Source organism: Chryseotalea sp. WA131a, assembly GCA_025370075.1.
Taxonomy (GTDB): domain Bacteria; phylum Bacteroidota; class Bacteroidia; order Cytophagales; family Cyclobacteriaceae; genus ELB16-189.
The window spans coordinates 2,693,961-2,709,452 of sequence record CP073016.1 but is presented as its reverse complement, the minus strand read 5'-3'; the positions used below and the strand labels follow the sequence as shown (position 1 = coordinate 2,709,452).

Annotated in this window: 19 protein-coding genes; 11 read left to right on the top strand and 8 right to left on the bottom strand. The window is 41.5% G+C overall.

Annotated features, from left to right (window positions below):
* Window positions 1-2: 2 nt before the first annotated feature.
* The 6 genes from KA713_12335 to KA713_12310 all read right to left on the bottom strand — a co-directional run bounded on the left by KA713_12335 (window position 3) and on the right by KA713_12310 (window position 3,658).
* Window positions 3-692: a VIT1/CCC1 transporter family protein gene (locus tag KA713_12335; protein UXE65277.1), complete on the bottom strand. Its 690-nt coding sequence runs from the start codon at window positions 690-692 to the stop codon at window positions 3-5.
* Window positions 693-864: 172 nt separating this feature from the next.
* Window positions 865-1,578 carry a carboxypeptidase-like regulatory domain-containing protein gene (locus KA713_12330; protein UXE65276.1) on the bottom strand — a complete coding sequence of 238 codons (714 nt, stop codon included), beginning with the start codon at window positions 1,576-1,578 and terminating at the stop codon, window positions 865-867.
* A gap of 66 nt (window positions 1,579-1,644) precedes the next feature.
* Window positions 1,645-2,691: a 23S rRNA (adenine(2503)-C(2))-methyltransferase RlmN gene (gene rlmN, locus KA713_12325; protein UXE65275.1), complete on the bottom strand. Its 1,047-nt coding sequence runs from the start codon at window positions 2,689-2,691 to the stop codon at window positions 1,645-1,647.
* A complete protein-coding gene (locus KA713_12320) occupies window positions 2,692-2,997 on the bottom strand; it encodes a type II toxin-antitoxin system RelE/ParE family toxin (protein ID UXE65274.1) in 306 nt (101 codons plus the stop codon).
* Window positions 2,994-3,224: a hypothetical protein gene (locus KA713_12315; GenBank protein ID UXE65273.1), complete on the bottom strand. Its 231-nt coding sequence runs from the start codon at window positions 3,222-3,224 to the stop codon at window positions 2,994-2,996. Before KA713_12315 ends, KA713_12320 begins: the two co-directional genes overlap by 4 nt.
* An 11-nt stretch (window positions 3,225-3,235) precedes the next feature.
* Window positions 3,236-3,658, bottom strand: coding sequence for a hypothetical protein (locus tag KA713_12310; GenBank protein ID UXE65272.1), 423 nt, complete (start codon window positions 3,656-3,658; stop codon window positions 3,236-3,238).
* Between the two features lie 59 nt (window positions 3,659-3,717).
* Here KA713_12310 and KA713_12305 point away from each other — a divergent pair, with 59 nt between their 5' ends.
* The 11 genes from KA713_12305 (at window position 3,718) to KA713_12255 (ending at window position 13,209) form a co-directional block, all read left to right on the top strand.
* On the top strand, window positions 3,718-4,068 hold the full coding sequence (locus tag KA713_12305) for a hypothetical protein (GenBank protein ID UXE65271.1): 351 nt from the start codon (window positions 3,718-3,720) through the stop codon (window positions 4,066-4,068).
* A gap of 53 nt (window positions 4,069-4,121) precedes the next feature.
* Window positions 4,122-4,991, top strand: a complete 870-nt coding sequence (locus KA713_12300; GenBank protein UXE65270.1) for a serine hydrolase — start codon at window positions 4,122-4,124, stop codon at window positions 4,989-4,991.
* Window positions 4,992-5,038: 47 nt separating this feature from the next.
* On the top strand, window positions 5,039-6,115 hold the full coding sequence (locus tag KA713_12295; GenBank protein ID UXE65269.1) for a DUF1611 domain-containing protein: 1,077 nt from the start codon (window positions 5,039-5,041) through the stop codon (window positions 6,113-6,115).
* A gap of 66 nt (window positions 6,116-6,181) precedes the next feature.
* Entirely contained in the window at window positions 6,182-6,403 is a 222-nt protein-coding gene (locus KA713_12290) for an addiction module protein (protein UXE65268.1), read from the top strand.
* Window positions 6,387-6,704 (top strand): type II toxin-antitoxin system RelE/ParE family toxin, encoded by a 318-nt coding sequence (locus KA713_12285; protein ID UXE65267.1) that lies wholly within the window; start codon window positions 6,387-6,389, stop codon window positions 6,702-6,704. Before KA713_12290 ends, KA713_12285 begins: the two co-directional genes overlap by 17 nt.
* A gap of 14 nt (window positions 6,705-6,718) precedes the next feature.
* Window positions 6,719-7,786, top strand: a complete 1,068-nt coding sequence (locus KA713_12280; GenBank protein UXE65266.1) for a dipeptide epimerase — start codon at window positions 6,719-6,721, stop codon at window positions 7,784-7,786.
* A complete protein-coding gene (locus KA713_12275) occupies window positions 7,786-8,691 on the top strand; it encodes an alpha/beta hydrolase (GenBank protein ID UXE65265.1) in 906 nt (301 codons plus the stop codon). The genes KA713_12280 and KA713_12275 overlap by 1 nt, the downstream gene beginning before the upstream one ends.
* A gap of 57 nt (window positions 8,692-8,748) precedes the next feature.
* The gene (dcm, locus tag KA713_12270) at window positions 8,749-10,020 is read left to right on the top strand and encodes a DNA (cytosine-5-)-methyltransferase (protein ID UXE69114.1); all 1,272 of its coding nucleotides are present in this window, start codon (window positions 8,749-8,751) and stop codon (window positions 10,018-10,020) included.
* A gap of 50 nt (window positions 10,021-10,070) precedes the next feature.
* Window positions 10,071-10,778: an Eco47II family restriction endonuclease gene (locus KA713_12265; GenBank protein ID UXE65264.1), complete on the top strand. Its 708-nt coding sequence runs from the start codon at window positions 10,071-10,073 to the stop codon at window positions 10,776-10,778.
* 9 nt (window positions 10,779-10,787) lie between these two features.
* Window positions 10,788-12,467 (top strand): amidase, encoded by a 1,680-nt coding sequence (locus KA713_12260; GenBank protein ID UXE65263.1) that lies wholly within the window; start codon window positions 10,788-10,790, stop codon window positions 12,465-12,467.
* 148 nt (window positions 12,468-12,615) lie between these two features.
* The gene (locus tag KA713_12255; protein ID UXE65262.1) at window positions 12,616-13,209 is read left to right on the top strand and encodes a hypothetical protein; all 594 of its coding nucleotides are present in this window, start codon (window positions 12,616-12,618) and stop codon (window positions 13,207-13,209) included.
* Window positions 13,210-13,274: 65 nt separating this feature from the next.
* Here KA713_12255 and KA713_12250 read toward each other — a convergent pair whose 3' ends face one another.
* Both KA713_12250 and KA713_12245 read right to left on the bottom strand, forming a co-directional pair.
* Window positions 13,275-14,198, bottom strand: coding sequence for an ABC transporter ATP-binding protein (locus KA713_12250; protein ID UXE65261.1), 924 nt, complete (start codon window positions 14,196-14,198; stop codon window positions 13,275-13,277).
* Window positions 14,198-15,220 carry an iron ABC transporter permease gene (locus tag KA713_12245; GenBank protein ID UXE65260.1) on the bottom strand — a complete coding sequence of 341 codons (1,023 nt, stop codon included), beginning with the start codon at window positions 15,218-15,220 and terminating at the stop codon, window positions 14,198-14,200. Before KA713_12245 ends, KA713_12250 begins: the two co-directional genes overlap by 1 nt.
* Window positions 15,221-15,492: the final 272 nt, after the last annotated feature.

Below are 15,492 nucleotides of genomic sequence, written 5' to 3'. Positions count from 1 at the left end.
TCTTACGCAATCATCTTCGCAATGGCGAATGCTGCGGCTGCCGCTGCCGCTCCAATCAACGTAACCCGAAGCGTTCCCTTCAATAAGGGCTGCCCCGTGAGCTTACTTTTTGTTAAACCAAATACAATTAAACACAACAAAGTGATGATGGAAGAATACAATAAACCTTCTTCGGCTGAGGAGGTAAAGAAATAGGCACTTAATGGAATCAAGCCGCCTACAACGTAACTGATGGCGATAATAAAAGCACTTTGGTGCGCCCGGTTCTTGTCGGGTTTTTCAAGACCTAACTCAAATCGCATCATAAAATCCACCCACTCTTTGGGTCGCTTGGCCATCTCCCGTGCAATTTTTTCTTGCAGTTCATCGCTGATGCCGTACTTTTCAAAAATCTCTTTGGTTTCTTTTATTTCTACTTCGTGCTTGTGCACAATCTCATCGTACTCGCGCTTCTCTTCTGTTTCATAGTGCTCTATTTCAGTGCGCCCTGCCAAGTAGCCGCCCAATCCCATGGCAATAGAACCTGCAGCAATTTCTGCCAAGCCTGCAGTAATAATTATTTGTGTGGAGTTCGGCTCGGCACTTAGGGCACCGCTCAAGCCAGCCGCTAATGCAAAGGGCACGGTGAGCCCATCGCTCATGCCAATTACAAAGTCGCGTACTTTTTCTGAACTTTTAAAGTGTTCTTCCATGTGGCGAAGGTAGAGAGAAGAAGTTAGAAGTCAGAATTTGGACTATAGAATTTAATGAAAGTATGTAGGAGCTCGGAGCTAGAATATAGGATTTTAACGAGAATAGAAGATTTCAATGGCTGCCAATTTTAGTAATCGTCTTTTAGACCAATGAATGCCTACTGCCAACTGCTTACTGCTTACTTTTTTTAGTCGCCTCTTGGTAATAAGAAAGCAATGAGTTTAGAATCAGTCCCGAGTTAGACGAATACATAATGTCTCTATTTTTCTCATTATAGATGGCCAACAGTTCATAAAATTTTGCTTCATCTATTTTGTACCGGGCCATGATTTCATCTTTTAAGTCGGGATCATTTACCATCTCCATGTACACACGCGCCTTCTCGTTTTCCGCCATTATCTTTCCTAGCTTTCTTTTCTCTTTTTCTTGTTTTGAAAAGTAGGAGAAATTTACACCCACTCCACCCTGAGAAGAAAAACCAGCACTCTTTAAAGGTTTTGAACTGTTCAGGGTAGGAGAGGTAATATATCGCTCGTTTAGCAAGAGAAATCTATCTTTAATAATAACTTCCTTTAGCAGAATGCTTTCTTCGCGCATACGCACAAACATGGTTTCCTCTTCTAAGTAAATAGGCAATTTTTCTTTAGCGTATCCCACATATGAAAAAATGAGGGTGTCTTTTTCAGTAGCCAAAATGGTGAACACCCCATTTTGATTGGTAGTGGTGGCGCGGTTTGTACTTTTTACCATCACGTGTACTCCTTGCAGATTATTGAGCGTGGCCGAGTCAACTACAATTCCCTTAATCAATTTTTGCGCTTGCCCATCCCACGAAAGTGTAGCGGTTAGAATTACGGCAAAGATTAATTTCAACTTAAAGGACATGGGGCGCAAAATATGAAGATAAGATGAATGCAGACGAATAATGGTTGATTAGATTCTGGAATTTATTTACCCTTTATTCGCCAACTGCCCACAGGCCGCATCAATATCTTTTCCACGGCTTTTGCGCACGCGGCAGGTGATGCCGTTGCTTTCGAGCAAGTCCATATACATATTCAGTACTTCTTCGGAGGCTTGCTGAAACTCGCCATCATCAATGGGGTTGTATTCAATCAGGTTTACTTTGCTGGGTACCAATTTGCAAAATCGAAGTAATGCGCGGACATGTTCTTCGGTGTCGTTCACGCCTTTCCACACCACATATTCATACGTGACTTTGCTTTTTGTTTTTTGATACCAGTATTTCAAGGCTTCACCCAATTCTTCCAACGGATTAGAATCGTTGATGGGCATGATGGAAGAACGAGTTTTGTCGATGGCGGCATGCAATGAAACAGCTAGGTTAAATTTCACGCCATCGTCTGCCATTTTCACAATCATTTTGGCCACGCCCACTGTAGAAACGGTGATGCGTTTGCTGGCCATGCCCAAGCCTTTTTGATTAGTGATTTTTGAAATGGCTTCGATCACATTCGCGTAGTTCAACAGTGGTTCGCCCATGCCCATGAACACGATGTTGGTAAGTGGCCTTCCAAAAAATAATTCTGCTTGCTCTTTAATGGCCACCACTTGGTCGTAGATTTCATCAGGGCTTAGATTGCGTTGCCTTTTTAAGCGAGCAGTAGCACAAAACTTACAGGCCAAGCTGCAACCGACTTGCGAAGAGACGCAAGCAGTAATTCTTTTTTCGGTGGGAATCAGCACCGACTCAACAATCATTCCATCGTGCAGCATCACGGCATTTTTGATGGTGCCGTCTTCGCTGCGCTGCATTTTGTCAACCTTAATGTGGTTGATGACAAAATGCTTTTTCAACAGCTCGCGGGTGGGCAGCGAGAGGTTGGTCATTTGTTCAAAGCTCTTGGCCGATTTGTTCCAAAGCCAATCGTACACTTGTTGCGCACGAAAGGCTTTATCGCCCTGCGAAACAAAAAAGTCTTTCAGTTCTTCGAGCTTGAGTTTGCGGATGTCGCGTGGTGTGATGGTTTCGGTCATTCAGCCTTTCATTTTATCAGGGTTCTGACGCGTATCAAAAATATCAGTAATCAAAATATGGTCAGTTTTGATTGTATAAATAATCTTGTAGTTACTAATTATAAGTCTACGATGGGCTAATTGAAGATGTTCTAAAAGTTCTTCCTTTTGAGCTACGTAAACGTTGGAAAGAATCGTATCCGCTTTATCTAAAATCTTATCCCTTATCTCCAGTGCTTTTTGCGATGGAATTTCTTGTTGGTAAACCAAAAAATCCAAAATTCTCTGAAGTTGCTCTACCGCATATTCAGAATAAACTAATTTCATTTATCCAAAATCCTGTTCGTTCGTTCTATAACTTGTTCGCGTGTATAGACTCTGCCTGCTTTGAAATCCTCTTCAGACCTAAGTGCCCCAAAAACCATTTTCTGTTTTAACATTAAATCCCTTTCGCCATCAGATAATAAATTCTTAATGGAATCAAGAATTTCTGGATTATTCACAGATTCAATCATGCGAACAAGTTCTTGCTTTTGTTGTGTAATTTCATCCATCTTCAAATATACTACTTTACCCTCGAAAAAATCTTCACTTCGCAATCCTTCACAGCATCGTGTATTTTCAACGAACTCTCCGTTACTTCGTCAATCACAAATCGCTGCGTAATGATTCCAGATTTTGCATCAAGCAATTGAAGCTCTTTGTCTTTCACAGAATATTTGAATGTACTTAGCCCCGTTCCCTTTTTCTTGCCTTGCGAGAAAATCCCTTCTTCGCCCGTTCCTTTTTTATCAAACTTAATAATCTTGGCCACGGCTGATTTAGAACCTTTGCCCATGGATTGCTCCAACTCTTTTTCAGTATCGCTTTTTTCGAAAGAGGCCGTAAAGCATGTCTTTTCTTCTGTTAGTTGCCACGTGCCAATTAGTCCTTGCGAAAAACCAGAGGAAGCAATTAAACTCATCATCACAATTATTGCAGTCTTCATATCTTAAATGGTTTATGTGTTACAAATTTAAACTATTTTAGGCCGTAAAAATTTTAACCATGCGTGTCTTTTTATCAGTACTATTTTTCGTGCTTTTTGCTTGTCAACCGGCACTGGTGGAGGACGAAAACTTCCTTGCCAACCTAATGAAGCAAGACCCCAAGAATTTTCAAAATATTCTGGATAAGGCAGATACACTTCAAATTCAGATTATTTACACCCAAATCAACCGTGATTCAATAAACAGGCCAAACTTTAAGTCTTTTTACTTTCGGGCCGATTCAAACCAATATTTTTATCCGGCCAGCACCGTAAAGCTCCCTATGCTGCTTGTTGGCACTAGAAAAGATAAAATACCTACGGCAGCAGGGTATCAAAATAGACAAGTTCACCCCTATTTTTCACGATAGTCTTTACGAGGGGCAACAATCAGTAAAAATGGATACTACGGCTGTGGATAGCTGTGCCTACCATCGCGCATTATGCTAAAAAGATTTTGGTGGTAAGCGATAACGATGCATACAATCGATTATATGAATTTGTAGGGCAGCGCCACACCAATCAGGCTTTTCAACAAAAAGGGTATTTGGTAAAACTCTTTCATCGGTTGGAGCGGCCACTCTCACCCGACCAAAATAGACATACGGAGGCGGTTCGCTTTATTCGCAACGATTCGGTTATCTACAAACAACCAATGTTAGTAAATACGGACTCGGTTTTTCCTCGAAGAAGAGTGTTCAAAGGAATAGGATTTATTAAGAAGGATACCTTGATACGAAAGCCATTTGACTTTACTTATAAAAACGATTATTCACTTTTTGAACAACAAGAAATTCTAAAGGCAATTTTGTTCCCCAATTTTGTTGACCCCAAAAAGCGGTTTGATCTCACCGAAGCCGACCGAAAATTTGTGATGCAATACATGAGCCAATTGCCGACCGAAACATTTTCTCCTCCTTATAAAAAAGACACCGTTATGTATGATGCCTATTGCAAGTTTTTGATGTTTGGCGAAGATAAAAAATCGATTCCCAAAAACATCCGCATCTTCAATAAAGTAGGCGATGCATACGGCTATTTAATCGACAATGCTTATATCGTTGATTTTGAAAACGGAGTAGAGTTTATGTTATCGGCCGTTATCAATACCAATACCGATGGCATTTACAACGATGGGAAGTACGAATACAAAACGATTGGTTATCCGTTTATGAAAAACCTAGGCCAAACTGTCTATCAATACGAACTCAAGCGCAAGAGAAAGCACAGGCCTGATTTGCGCGAGTTTATTTTGAAGTATGATGCCCCGGTTGTTACTTTGAAGCGAGATTGATAGCCAAGGCGTTCAATTTTCAAATCAACAAATTTTCAAATCAATTTATGCAAAAGACCAATGCGATCATTATCACGGCTGGCCATTTAGATTCATCAAACGGAAAAACAGCTCATGGCCTTATTCGTGGCACTGAGCGATTTAACATTATTGGTGTGATCGATGACAAATACCCTGGTAAGGATGCAGGTGAAATTTTGGATGGGAAGAAACGGAATATTCCTATTTATGCCTCCATTGATGATTTCAGCAAGAACTCAAAGGAGAAAGCGGTTTATGGAATCATTGGCGTTGCCACCAAGGGCGGGGTGATTCCCGATTCGTTGCGCGCTATTTTGAAAGATGCGTTGGTTCATGGCTATGGACTTATCAACGGATTGCATGAATACATTTCAGATATTCCTGAGCTAGCGGATTTTGCTAAATCGCGCGGCTTAGAAATTATTGATGTGCGCAAACCTAAAAAATTCAAAGACCTTCATTTTTGGAGTGGCAAAATAAAAAATGTGCATTGCCCCAAAATTGCTGTGTTGGGTACCGACTGTGCGTTGGGCAAGCGAACGACTTCACGATTTTTGGTGGAAGCTATGCGCGAGGCCGGTTACAAAGCCGAAATGATTTACACCGGACAAACCGGTTGGATGCAAGGTGCACGTTATGGATTTGTTTTCGATAGCACGCTCAATGATTTTATTTCGGGTGAGATGGAACACGCCATTGTAACTTGCTGGGAAGAAGTAAAGCCTGATATCATTTTTATCGAAGGTCAATCTTCGTTACGTAACCCTAGCGGCCCGGCAGGTGCCGAATGGATTGTGTCGGCCGATGCCAATGCAGCTGTGTTACAGCATAATCCTACTCGCAAAAAGTACAAAGGCTTAGAAGATTATCCTGCGAACATTGTGGACGTAAAAGACGAAATTGATTTAATAAAAATTTATGGTGCGCCCACGGTGGCCATTACCGTGAACACGATGAAGATGAAAGAAGAGGAAGCTCGTACTTGGGCTGCACAGAAAGAAAAAGAGTTGGGCATCCCAGTTATTCTTCCGCTAGAAGATTCCGTTAAACAACTAGTGCCTATCTTTAAGGAAATGATTGAAAAATCGATAGCGCAGGTTTAGAAAAACTCTCGTAACTTCGCCAGTGTAATATGACAGGTTCATATATTTGTCTTTACCGAATTCCTTATGATTGCTACAATTAAAGAAATCCGCCAGTTGAGCATTGAAGAGCGTATATTGATGGTAGAAGCAATTTGGGACAGCATTGCCGAGGATACCACATCTGAAGATTTGCGCATACCCGAAGCGGAAAAAAAAATGATATTAAAACGATTTGAAGATTTTAAATCGGGAGACCAGAAAACATATTCATGGGATGAAGTAGTAAGTTATGCCAAAGAACCCTGAGTATCTTTTAGACTTCATCCCACAAGCTAGAGAGGATATTAGAGAGATTGTAGTCTGGTATAGAAGTGAAATGAAAGGGCTTGAGGACAGGTTTTTACTAAGCCTAAAAAATTCCACCAATTTTTTGCAACGGAATCCTTTCATATACCAAATTAACTTTGACTCCATTCGGTCTCTTTTGCTGCAGCGCTTTCCATATCGAGTATATTATTTTGTCGAAGCGAATATGGTGAAAATAATAGGAGTCGTTCACACAAAACGAAATGAGAAATACATTCGCAAAAGAACCAGCGGCCTTTAATAAAATTTGTTTAAATGAAAATCAAATCCATCAAATCGTGGTCGGCCGACTTAGGCAACACCAAGCCCTACACCATCGCTTTCAAAACCATCGATGAAGTAAACAATGCTTTTGTCGAGATTGAACTTGAAAACGGCCTTACGGGGATAGGTGCAGGCAATCCCAGCGAGTATGTGACTGGCGAAAGCTTTGAGCAATGCGAAGCTGCGTTGAAAGAAGCCAACATCCAATTTTTAGTTGGGCGTGATATTCGCGAACTAAACCAACTTACTTTTGAAGTGTGGAAAAAATTTCCCGCCAACCCAGCCGCGTGTGCTGCCCTCGACATTGCCATGTACGATGCGTTCACCAAGTTCTTGAATGTTCCACTGGTAAAATTCCTGGGGCAAAAAATTCAATCGTTGCCTACCTCCAATACCATCGGAATTAAAAATGTGGAAGAAACGTTGAAAGAAGCACAAGAATATGGAGAACGTGGCTTTAAAGTTTTAAAAGTAAAACTGGGAATAGATTTAGCTGAAGACATCGAGCGCATTGTTAAGCTGCGTGAAAAGTTCGGGAAGAAATTCACCATCCGCATTGACGCCAATCAGGGTTATGATTTAGCCAAAACAATTGAGTTTTATAACAAGACCAAGCACTTGGATGTTGAGTTGATTGAACAGCCCCTTCCCGCTAAGGAGATTGACTCCATGCGCCAACTGCCGGCCGAAATCAGAAAAATACTTGCAGCAGATGAATCATTGTTGACTCCCAAAAGTGCTTTGGAAATAGTGAAACCTCCGGTGGCCACGGGCATTTTTAATATTAAATTGATGAAGTGTGGCGGCATTAGTCAAGGCTTAAAGATTGCTGAAATTGGTTTGCATGAAGGCATCGATTTATTCTGGGGTTGCAATGATGAAAGTATCATCAGCATCACGGCAGCGCTGCACTTGGCATTTTCGTGCTCAAACACAAAGTACATTGACCTAGATGGAAGTCTAGATCTTGCTCGCGATGTGGTGAAAGGTGGTTTTATTTTGAGAGATGGAGTAATGTATTGTTCTGAAAAACCAGGCTTGGGGGTGGAGAAACTATAATGCGAAAGAAATATCGTTATCGGTTGATTTGGGTTGCTGTAGCCCTTGTTATCATTTATTTTTTCCCTTCTCCACAAAAAACATTCAATGGACTTTATCACGGCTATCCATCAGCGCAAGTCGATAAGTTGTATGAATTGCGCGCCCTACCACTTTCTACAATCGAAGTAGATGGAGAAGACTGGAGGTATCTATCGATCGGTAAAGGCAACCGCACTATTTTGTTTTTGCACGGCATGGCTGGCGCGTACGATATCTGGTGGAACCAAATCGATGCGCTCAAGGACGGTTTCAATATTATTTCCATCACTTACCCGCCTGTTGATAATCTGGCGGACATGGGTAAAGCTACGATGGCCATTCTCGACAAAGAGAAAATTGAAAAGGTAAATGTCGTGGGCACTTCATTGGGTGGATATTTTGCGCAGTACTTGGTGGCCACCTACCCAAATCGAGTGGAGCGAGCTGTATTCGGAAATACCTTTCCTCCCAATACCATCATTGAAAAAGAAAACAAAACCAATCACTGGCTTATGCGCATCGCACCGCACTGGGCGGTGATGTCAGCATTGAGAACCAACATCAAACAAAAAGTAATTCCACCTTCGGGCAATAATGAAGTATTGAAAGCGTACTTGATGGAAGGCACCTACCGCACTTCGCGCAGCCAATTATTGGCACGATACAGTTGTGTTATTGATAAATTTAAGCCGGCAGCCAACACCACCATCCCCGTCTTGATTATCGAATCCAACAATGACCCCTTGATTTCGCCCATGCTGCGTGCATCTCTTAAAAAACTTTATCCAACAGCACCAGTCGTAAACTTTGGTGAGGAAGGTCACATGCCATATGTAAATAAATCGAAAGAGTATAGTCAAGTGCTCAAGGGGTTTTTGAGGTAGGAGATAACGATCTTTCATTTATATTTGTAACCATGTATAAGCTTTACTAATATGGTTATAAAAGAACATTATACCCTTTCTGAAGTGGCCGATTTGTTGGGTAAGAGTAAAGAAACCCTCAGGCGATGGGACAATAGCGGCAAACTCACTGCGGTTCGCGAGCCCATGAGCAATTATCGAGTTTACAAGAAAGAGCAGCTTAAGATTTTTGACGAATTAGAATTTTTATTCAATAAAGACTCGGCATCCAATCAAGAGAAGCCTAGTCATCATTATTCCGTTCTCGAATTGTTTGCCGGAGCTGGCGGTTTAGCCATTGGCTTGGAAAAAGCAGGACTGAAATGTGCTGCGCTGAATGAAATTGACCATTGGGCAGCGGAAACACTTCGCAAGAACAGACCAAAGTGGCGAGTGATTGAAGAAGACATTAGACAAGTGAGTTTTAAAGAGTACAAAGGAAAAATTGATGTAGTGACGGGAGGATTTCCATGCCAAGCCTTTAGTTATGCCGGGAAAAAACTAGGATTGAAGGACGCCCGAGGCACCTTGTTTTATGAGTTTGCCCGAGTGGTAAAGGAAACGAATCCGTTGCTTTGTGTTGGCGAAAATGTTCGTGGCTTACTGAATCATGATGGCGGCAGAACTTTGGCGGGGATGAAATCAATTTTAGACGAGATTGGGTACAAACCATTGGACGAAAAGATTTTGAAAGCAATTTTTTATAGAGTTCCTCAAAAGCGCGAACGATTGATTTTAATAGGCGTTCGAAAAGACATTGATATTGATTTTGCTTTCCCGAAACCGTATAAAAAAATTTATAAGCTCAAAGATGCACTGCAAGCAAGCGAGCTTTTCCCAGTAGATGTTCCAAAGTCTTTAGGTGTAAGTTACCCCAAAAGGAAAAAAGAGATTTTGGATAAAGTACCTCCTGGAGGATATTGGCGTGATTTGCCCCTTAAACTTCAAAAGGAGTATATGCAAAAAAGTTTCTTTTTAGGTGGCGGCAAAACAGGCATGGCAAGGCGGATGAGTTGGGATGAGCCAAGTTTAACATTGACTTGCAGTCCGGCTCAAAAACAAACTGAGCGCTGTCATCCAGATGAAACCCGTCCCTTTACAGTTAGGGAGTATGCACGCATTCAAACTTTTCCCGATGATTGGCAATTTGCAGGTTCGGTGGCTCAACAATATAAACAAATTGGGAATGCTGTGCCAGTAAACTTGGCTCACGAGCTTGGTTACTCTATTGTACGTTTTTTGAATCAAGTGTACGAGCATTATTCTTTAGAGAGCCGTGCCTCGCTTAACCAAGTAACTATGAGCTTATGATTTTTAGAGTTTAATTCATACTTTTCAGAAAGTAGAATCATAACTCTCTTATGTCTTACTTAGATTGGATTGATGATAAGCATTTGCAAGGAGCTGTAGAGCACCTTTTATTAAAGGCAAGCGAAGCCCAGCTTAAGGCTCAAAAAGACTTTACGAAAAACGTCATTGACCCATTTTCAACTCTGTTTGAAATGGCCGGATTCGACATTGAATACAACGCATGGCTAGAAAGTGAGAAAACCCGCCAAGCCCAAAAAACTTTACTCAATCATGTTGGTGAGTTTCATCAAAATATTTTAGGATGTGTAAAGGGTTGGACTAATCTTACAAAAGGAAATGTGGTGGACATCCTTTCGGAAGAGAAAAAAGTTATTGGTGAAATAAAAAATAAGTACAACACCATTTCAGGCGGCAAGCTCGCAGAGTTGTATTCTTCTTTAGAAAAATTAGTGATGCAGAAAGCGAGCGTCTACAAAGGTTATACAGCCTACTATGTAGCCATTGTTCCTAAAAAGCCCCAACGGTTTAATCGAGAATTTACACCGTCTGATAAAGAGAAAGGAGAGAAATGCGCTTTGAATGAAAAGATTAGAGAAATTGATGGTGCAAGTTTTTATGCATTGGTCACGGGTGATGAAAATGCCTTGGAGAATTTATTTGATGTTTTGCCGACTGTGATTAAAGCGGTTTCAAAAAACACTAAGCAGTTGCCTGAAAAACAAAAACTCAAGGAATTTTTTAAAAAGGCGTTTGAATAATTGTTTTCGATGATAAAAAATTCTAAATGCTCTTTGCTTTTCCTGCTCGTTTCAATTGCGAGCGCCTGCCACGCCCCAAATAAAATCTCACGCAAAGATGTTGTAAGTGCACAAAAATTGATTGGCTTGCAATTCAGCAAAAGCGAAATTGATACAATGCGCACCTACCTAGCCGACAACAAAGCCGGCTATGATAGCATGCGTAAATTCAAAGTTGCCAACGAGGTAGCCCCCGCGGTGCTGTTTGACCCAAAGCCCGATAACTTTCAATTTAAAAAAAGAAACGTCATCAGTCGTTGGGATGAGAACGAAATAAATTTGCCGTCAACCGATGAACAGATTGCTTTTTTGAAAGTAACCGAATTGGCTCATCTTCTCAAAGCAAAGAAAATTTCCTCCTCGCGCTTAACTCAAATTTACCTAGCGCGACTAAAAAAGTATGGCGATACGTTAAAAACGGTAGTCACCATAACCGAATTACTCGCACTTCAACAAGCCGCAAAAGCTGATGACGAGATTTCGAGAGGAAATTATCGAGGCCTTTTGCACGGCATACCTTATGGAATAAAAGATTTGTTCTCGGTGCCCGGCTATAAAACTACGTGGGGAGCCGAGCCTTATCAACAGCAGCAGTTTAATGAAAAGGCCGCAGTCGTTCAGCGATTGGAAGAAGCCGGTGCGGTGTTGGTCGCCAAGTTAACAACCGGTGCGTTGGCACGAGGTGATGTTTGGTTTGGCGGCAAAACAAAAAACCCGTGGGATTTAAAGCAAGGTGCGAGCGGTTCATCAGCAGGGTCAGCTTCGGCAACGGCAGCCGGCCTTGTTCCTTTTGCCATTGGTACGGAAACGCTAGGCTCGGTGTTGGCTCCCTCTGCGCGCTGTGGGGTTACTGGGTTGCGACCAAGCTTTGGAGCCGTGAGCCGAGGTGGCTGCATGACGCTTTCATGGTCGATGGACAAAGTAGGTGTGATTGCACGATCGGCACAAGATTGTGCGCTCGTGTTTTCATTGATCAAAGGAAAAAATGGCGAGGCAGAAAAGGATCGGGCTACCGCTGACTATGCATTTGGTTTTGAACCGAAAAAGGATTTGAAAAATTTTAAAATTGGGTACTTCAAAAAACTATTTGACGAAGACACTTCTCACTATAGGAAAATAGATTCGGTGACATTACAAACAATTAGAAACCTAGGGGCTGATTTGAAAGAAGTTGAGTTGCCCGACTCGATACCCTACGAATCGTTCGATATTATTTTACGTGCCGAAGCCGGAAGTTTTTTTGATGAGCTGGTGCGCAGCCATCAAGAGAGATTGTTATCAGAGCAAGATAAGGGTTCACGTGCCAACTCCCTTCGCCAAGCACGATTTATTTCAGCGGTAGAGTATTTGCAAGCCAATCGTTTTCGAAAAGTGTTGATCGAGAAGTTTAATGCGATGATTGCACCTTACGACTTCATCATTGCACCCTCTAGCGGAAAGAATATTTCACTTTCCACCAATTTAACAGGCCATCCTGCCATCACAATTCCAACTGGTTTCGATAAAAAAGGTCGTCCAACTTCTTTAACACTGATTGGAAACTTGTATGATGAGGCACCTCTTTTGGAAGCAGCCTATCTTTTTCAGAGCGTTAGTGATTGGGACGAGAAGCACCCGAAAATGTTTGTTAAAGCGCTAATAAGCAAATAGCTTTGCAAGTGGGCGAGGTAATTTTTAGCGGTACGGAATTTGATTAATAAATTAAAACTAAACTTGTAAAAAATACGTTACATTTGAGCGCCTTTCTTTATTTACACGTTAATGCTTACTAACTGAATATTAATGTCGTAAATAGCATATGAAAACTTCGATTATGATAATATTACAATTATCGACCTCCGATTGGGTGACTATTTGGGGTATTGTCGCAGCACTTTTCGTTTCAATATTAGGAAGTGCTGCCTTTCTTATTTTTCGAACGGGTAGAATTGTCCAATCTATTGATTCTATGGAGGAAACTTTAAAAGACGTTCCTAAAATAAAATATAGTTTTGGTCAGATGACCGTTAAGGTGGATACTCTATGGAGAAATCATTTGAGCAAATCAAATTCCCCGTTGATTCTCAATGAAGCTGGTTTAAGAGTTTTTGAGACTTCTAAAATATCAGATTTCACTAGCAAATATTACAAAGACATTTTAGAAAGAGTTAAAGCTTCAGGTCCCGAAAACCCTTATCAAGCGCAAGAATCACTAATAAGTATAGTATCAGATTATCAGAACCTTGAGGAATGTAAATTGATGTTGGAGCAAGCAGCTTTTAATAGCGGTTATGATGTTAACTCAGTTCTTTATGTTGGAGCAATAAGTATTCGGGATAAAGTTATTCGCGATTTGGGATTTAGTGTGCATGATATCGATTTGCACGACCCTAAAAATAAGGTATCAACTTAGTTCTAAGCTATTGTTTGGAAAATTTTGAAATACAACCATCTTGGCGGCTTTCATTGAAAGAAAATCTAAGGTAACTGCCTAATCAATGTTTCAAGTTTGGTGAATAATTTTTTATTGTACTCCCAACTCGATCGCTGGTTATCTATTTTGATTAATAAAGTAGAAGTGTCATCCACCGCATACCCATTCCGCTCCAATGCATTTTTCGTCCACAGATATGTAGAACCAATGCCTTCCAATCGGATGGATATGTTTCGATGTGCTTCGTGATGCACTTTACCCGTTTTTAAATCAAAACCCTTTAATTTAAATACTGCATCAAAGGCACCGCTCAGCACTAAATCTTCCGGCATGCCAGCCATTATTTTTTTGTCGGCAGTTGCCAGCCAAATTACATCGGCCATTTGCAAAGCAAGGTCCAATTCGTGTGTGGCAATTAAGATGGCCTTTTTTGTTTGATGCGCCAATTGACGAAGCAACTTCATAATCTCCACACGGTTGTTCAAATCAAGGTGTGACGTAGGTTCGTCTAAAAGTAAATAGGGAGTTTGTTGTGCCAAGGCTTTTGCTATCATCACCATTTGCATTTGGCCATCGCTTAGCTCATTGATTTTTTTGTCTGCTAAGTCTGCAATGTGCACTTGCTCAATTGCCCCATGAACAATTTGTTCATCCTGTTGAGAAAGATTAATGCGCCAATCGAGGTAGGGGTACCGCCCAAATGCTACTAATTCCTTGGCTGTCATGTTAGCGGCCGAAATGCGCTCGGTCAATACCAACGCCACATTTTTTTCGTTCACTTTCTCAAGCGTTCCGCTCAAGGGCAATTGCAATCCCGCCAAGGTGCGCATCAGCGTAGATTTTCCAACCCCATTTGGCCCCATAAAACAAACCAATTCACCTGCCCGCAGCACCAAATCTAAACCTTCGAACAAAATGTTGTCTTTTGTTTTGCTGCGATAGCCGATAGAAAGGTTGTGCGCTTCCATTAGCTGCTTACTTTTTTATTCTTCACTACCATCCAAATCACCAACGGAGCACCGATAATAGAGGTCACCGCATTGAGCGGCAAAATAGTTGAGCCAACCGAGTGGGTGAGCATATCACAAAACAACAACAAACTCGCACCACCCATCATTACTAAGGGTAATAACATTTTATGATTGCTGGTCGGGGCAATCAGTTTCACTAAATGCGGCACGGCCAATCCAACAAAAGCAATAGGACCACAAAATGCAGTAACACTTCCTGCCAATAAACTGGTAGAAGCAACGAGCCAAAACCGCGATGGAGATAATGCGATGCCTAAACTTTGCGCATAGGTTTCGCCCAAAAGTCGGGCATTAAGTGATTTGACTTGGCTGATTGCGATGGTGATGCCGATGGCAACGGCTATCAGTAAAACCAAAATCTCTTTCCAATTCGTGCCACCCACATTGCCCAGTGACCAAATCATGAAAAGCTGCAAGTCTTCAGCTTTGCTAACAAAAAGCAACATACCCACCACTGAAGTAGTAGCTGCGCTCAACATCAAGCCTATAATCAATAAAGATGTATCGTCTTTTACAAACCGTGAAATGGCGATTACCAACATAAACACGAAAGCACTGCCCAAGGTGGCCGCCAATGCCAAACTCCACGGATTGCCAGCGAAAGATTGCAAAATGCTGATGCTGGATTGCCCCAACATAATCACCAATGCAACCAATAAACTTGCTCCCGAACTTAGCCCCAGCACATCGGGGCCGGCCAACGGATTTCTGAAAAGTGTTTGCATTAACAATCCGCCCGTGCCCAGTGCTGCCCCCGCAAACACACAAGTAATGGCTTTGGGCAATCGAAAATGCCAAACGATTTCTGCTAGAGTAGATTCGTTAGGACCAAACAATGAGCCTATCCAATCGAAAGGGTTTATGAACGATTCACCCATCGATACATCTAAGGTGAATAGCAACATCAATAACCCACCTACGGTTAGGATTTTTTTCCAATAAGATGGGAATAGCGACACGGATATTATTTCGTAAAGATATTCAAAGCTTTACTTCCTACCATAAACAGAGGTGCGCCATCCATAGATAAGGTTATTGGGCTTTTTGTATGAAGATAAGGGCAACTCTAAAAACTCCACCCTTCTCTTTAGAAGGAAGTAGCGTGTTGAGATGAAAAAAGCAATGATTGTAGAGATGCCAACAGGTAACTTGCAAAAAGGGGCTTTTCCTTCCAGTTTTAGAAGCCCGCAAGTGCCACAATTGAATTGTTATATAAAAAAAAGTCAATCTT

Excerpts from the sequence above, each read along its gene's own strand:
- KA713_12275 (UXE65265.1), top strand. The coding sequence starts at position 7,786 with ATGCGAAAGAAATATCGTTATCGGTTGATTTGGGTTGCTGTAGCCCTT.
- KA713_12310 (UXE65272.1), bottom strand. The coding sequence starts at position 3,658 with ATGAAGACTGCAATAATTGTGATGATGAGTTTAATTGCTTCCTCTGGT.
- KA713_12280 (UXE65266.1), top strand. The coding sequence starts at position 6,719 with ATGAAAATCAAATCCATCAAATCGTGGTCGGCCGACTTAGGCAACACC.
- rlmN (UXE65275.1), bottom strand. The coding sequence starts at position 2,691 with ATGACCGAAACCATCACACCACGCGACATCCGCAAACTCAAGCTCGAA.
- KA713_12320 (UXE65274.1), bottom strand. The coding sequence starts at position 2,997 with ATGAAATTAGTTTATTCTGAATATGCGGTAGAGCAACTTCAGAGAATT.
- KA713_12305 (UXE65271.1), top strand. The coding sequence starts at position 3,718 with ATGCGTGTCTTTTTATCAGTACTATTTTTCGTGCTTTTTGCTTGTCAA.
- KA713_12255 (UXE65262.1), top strand. The coding sequence starts at position 12,616 with ATGAAAACTTCGATTATGATAATATTACAATTATCGACCTCCGATTGG.
- KA713_12330 (UXE65276.1), bottom strand. The coding sequence starts at position 1,578 with ATGTCCTTTAAGTTGAAATTAATCTTTGCCGTAATTCTAACCGCTACA.
- KA713_12265 (UXE65264.1), top strand. The coding sequence starts at position 10,071 with ATGTCTTACTTAGATTGGATTGATGATAAGCATTTGCAAGGAGCTGTA.
- KA713_12295 (UXE65269.1), top strand. The coding sequence starts at position 5,039 with ATGCAAAAGACCAATGCGATCATTATCACGGCTGGCCATTTAGATTCA.
- KA713_12285 (UXE65267.1), top strand. The coding sequence starts at position 6,387 with ATGCCAAAGAACCCTGAGTATCTTTTAGACTTCATCCCACAAGCTAGA.
- KA713_12290 (UXE65268.1), top strand. The coding sequence starts at position 6,182 with ATGATTGCTACAATTAAAGAAATCCGCCAGTTGAGCATTGAAGAGCGT.
- KA713_12335 (UXE65277.1), bottom strand. The coding sequence starts at position 692 with ATGGAAGAACACTTTAAAAGTTCAGAAAAAGTACGCGACTTTGTAATT.
- KA713_12250 (UXE65261.1), bottom strand. The coding sequence starts at position 14,198 with ATGGAAGCGCACAACCTTTCTATCGGCTATCGCAGCAAAACAAAAGAC.
- KA713_12260 (UXE65263.1), top strand. The coding sequence starts at position 10,788 with ATGATAAAAAATTCTAAATGCTCTTTGCTTTTCCTGCTCGTTTCAATT.
- KA713_12315 (UXE65273.1), bottom strand. The coding sequence starts at position 3,224 with ATGGATGAAATTACACAACAAAAGCAAGAACTTGTTCGCATGATTGAA.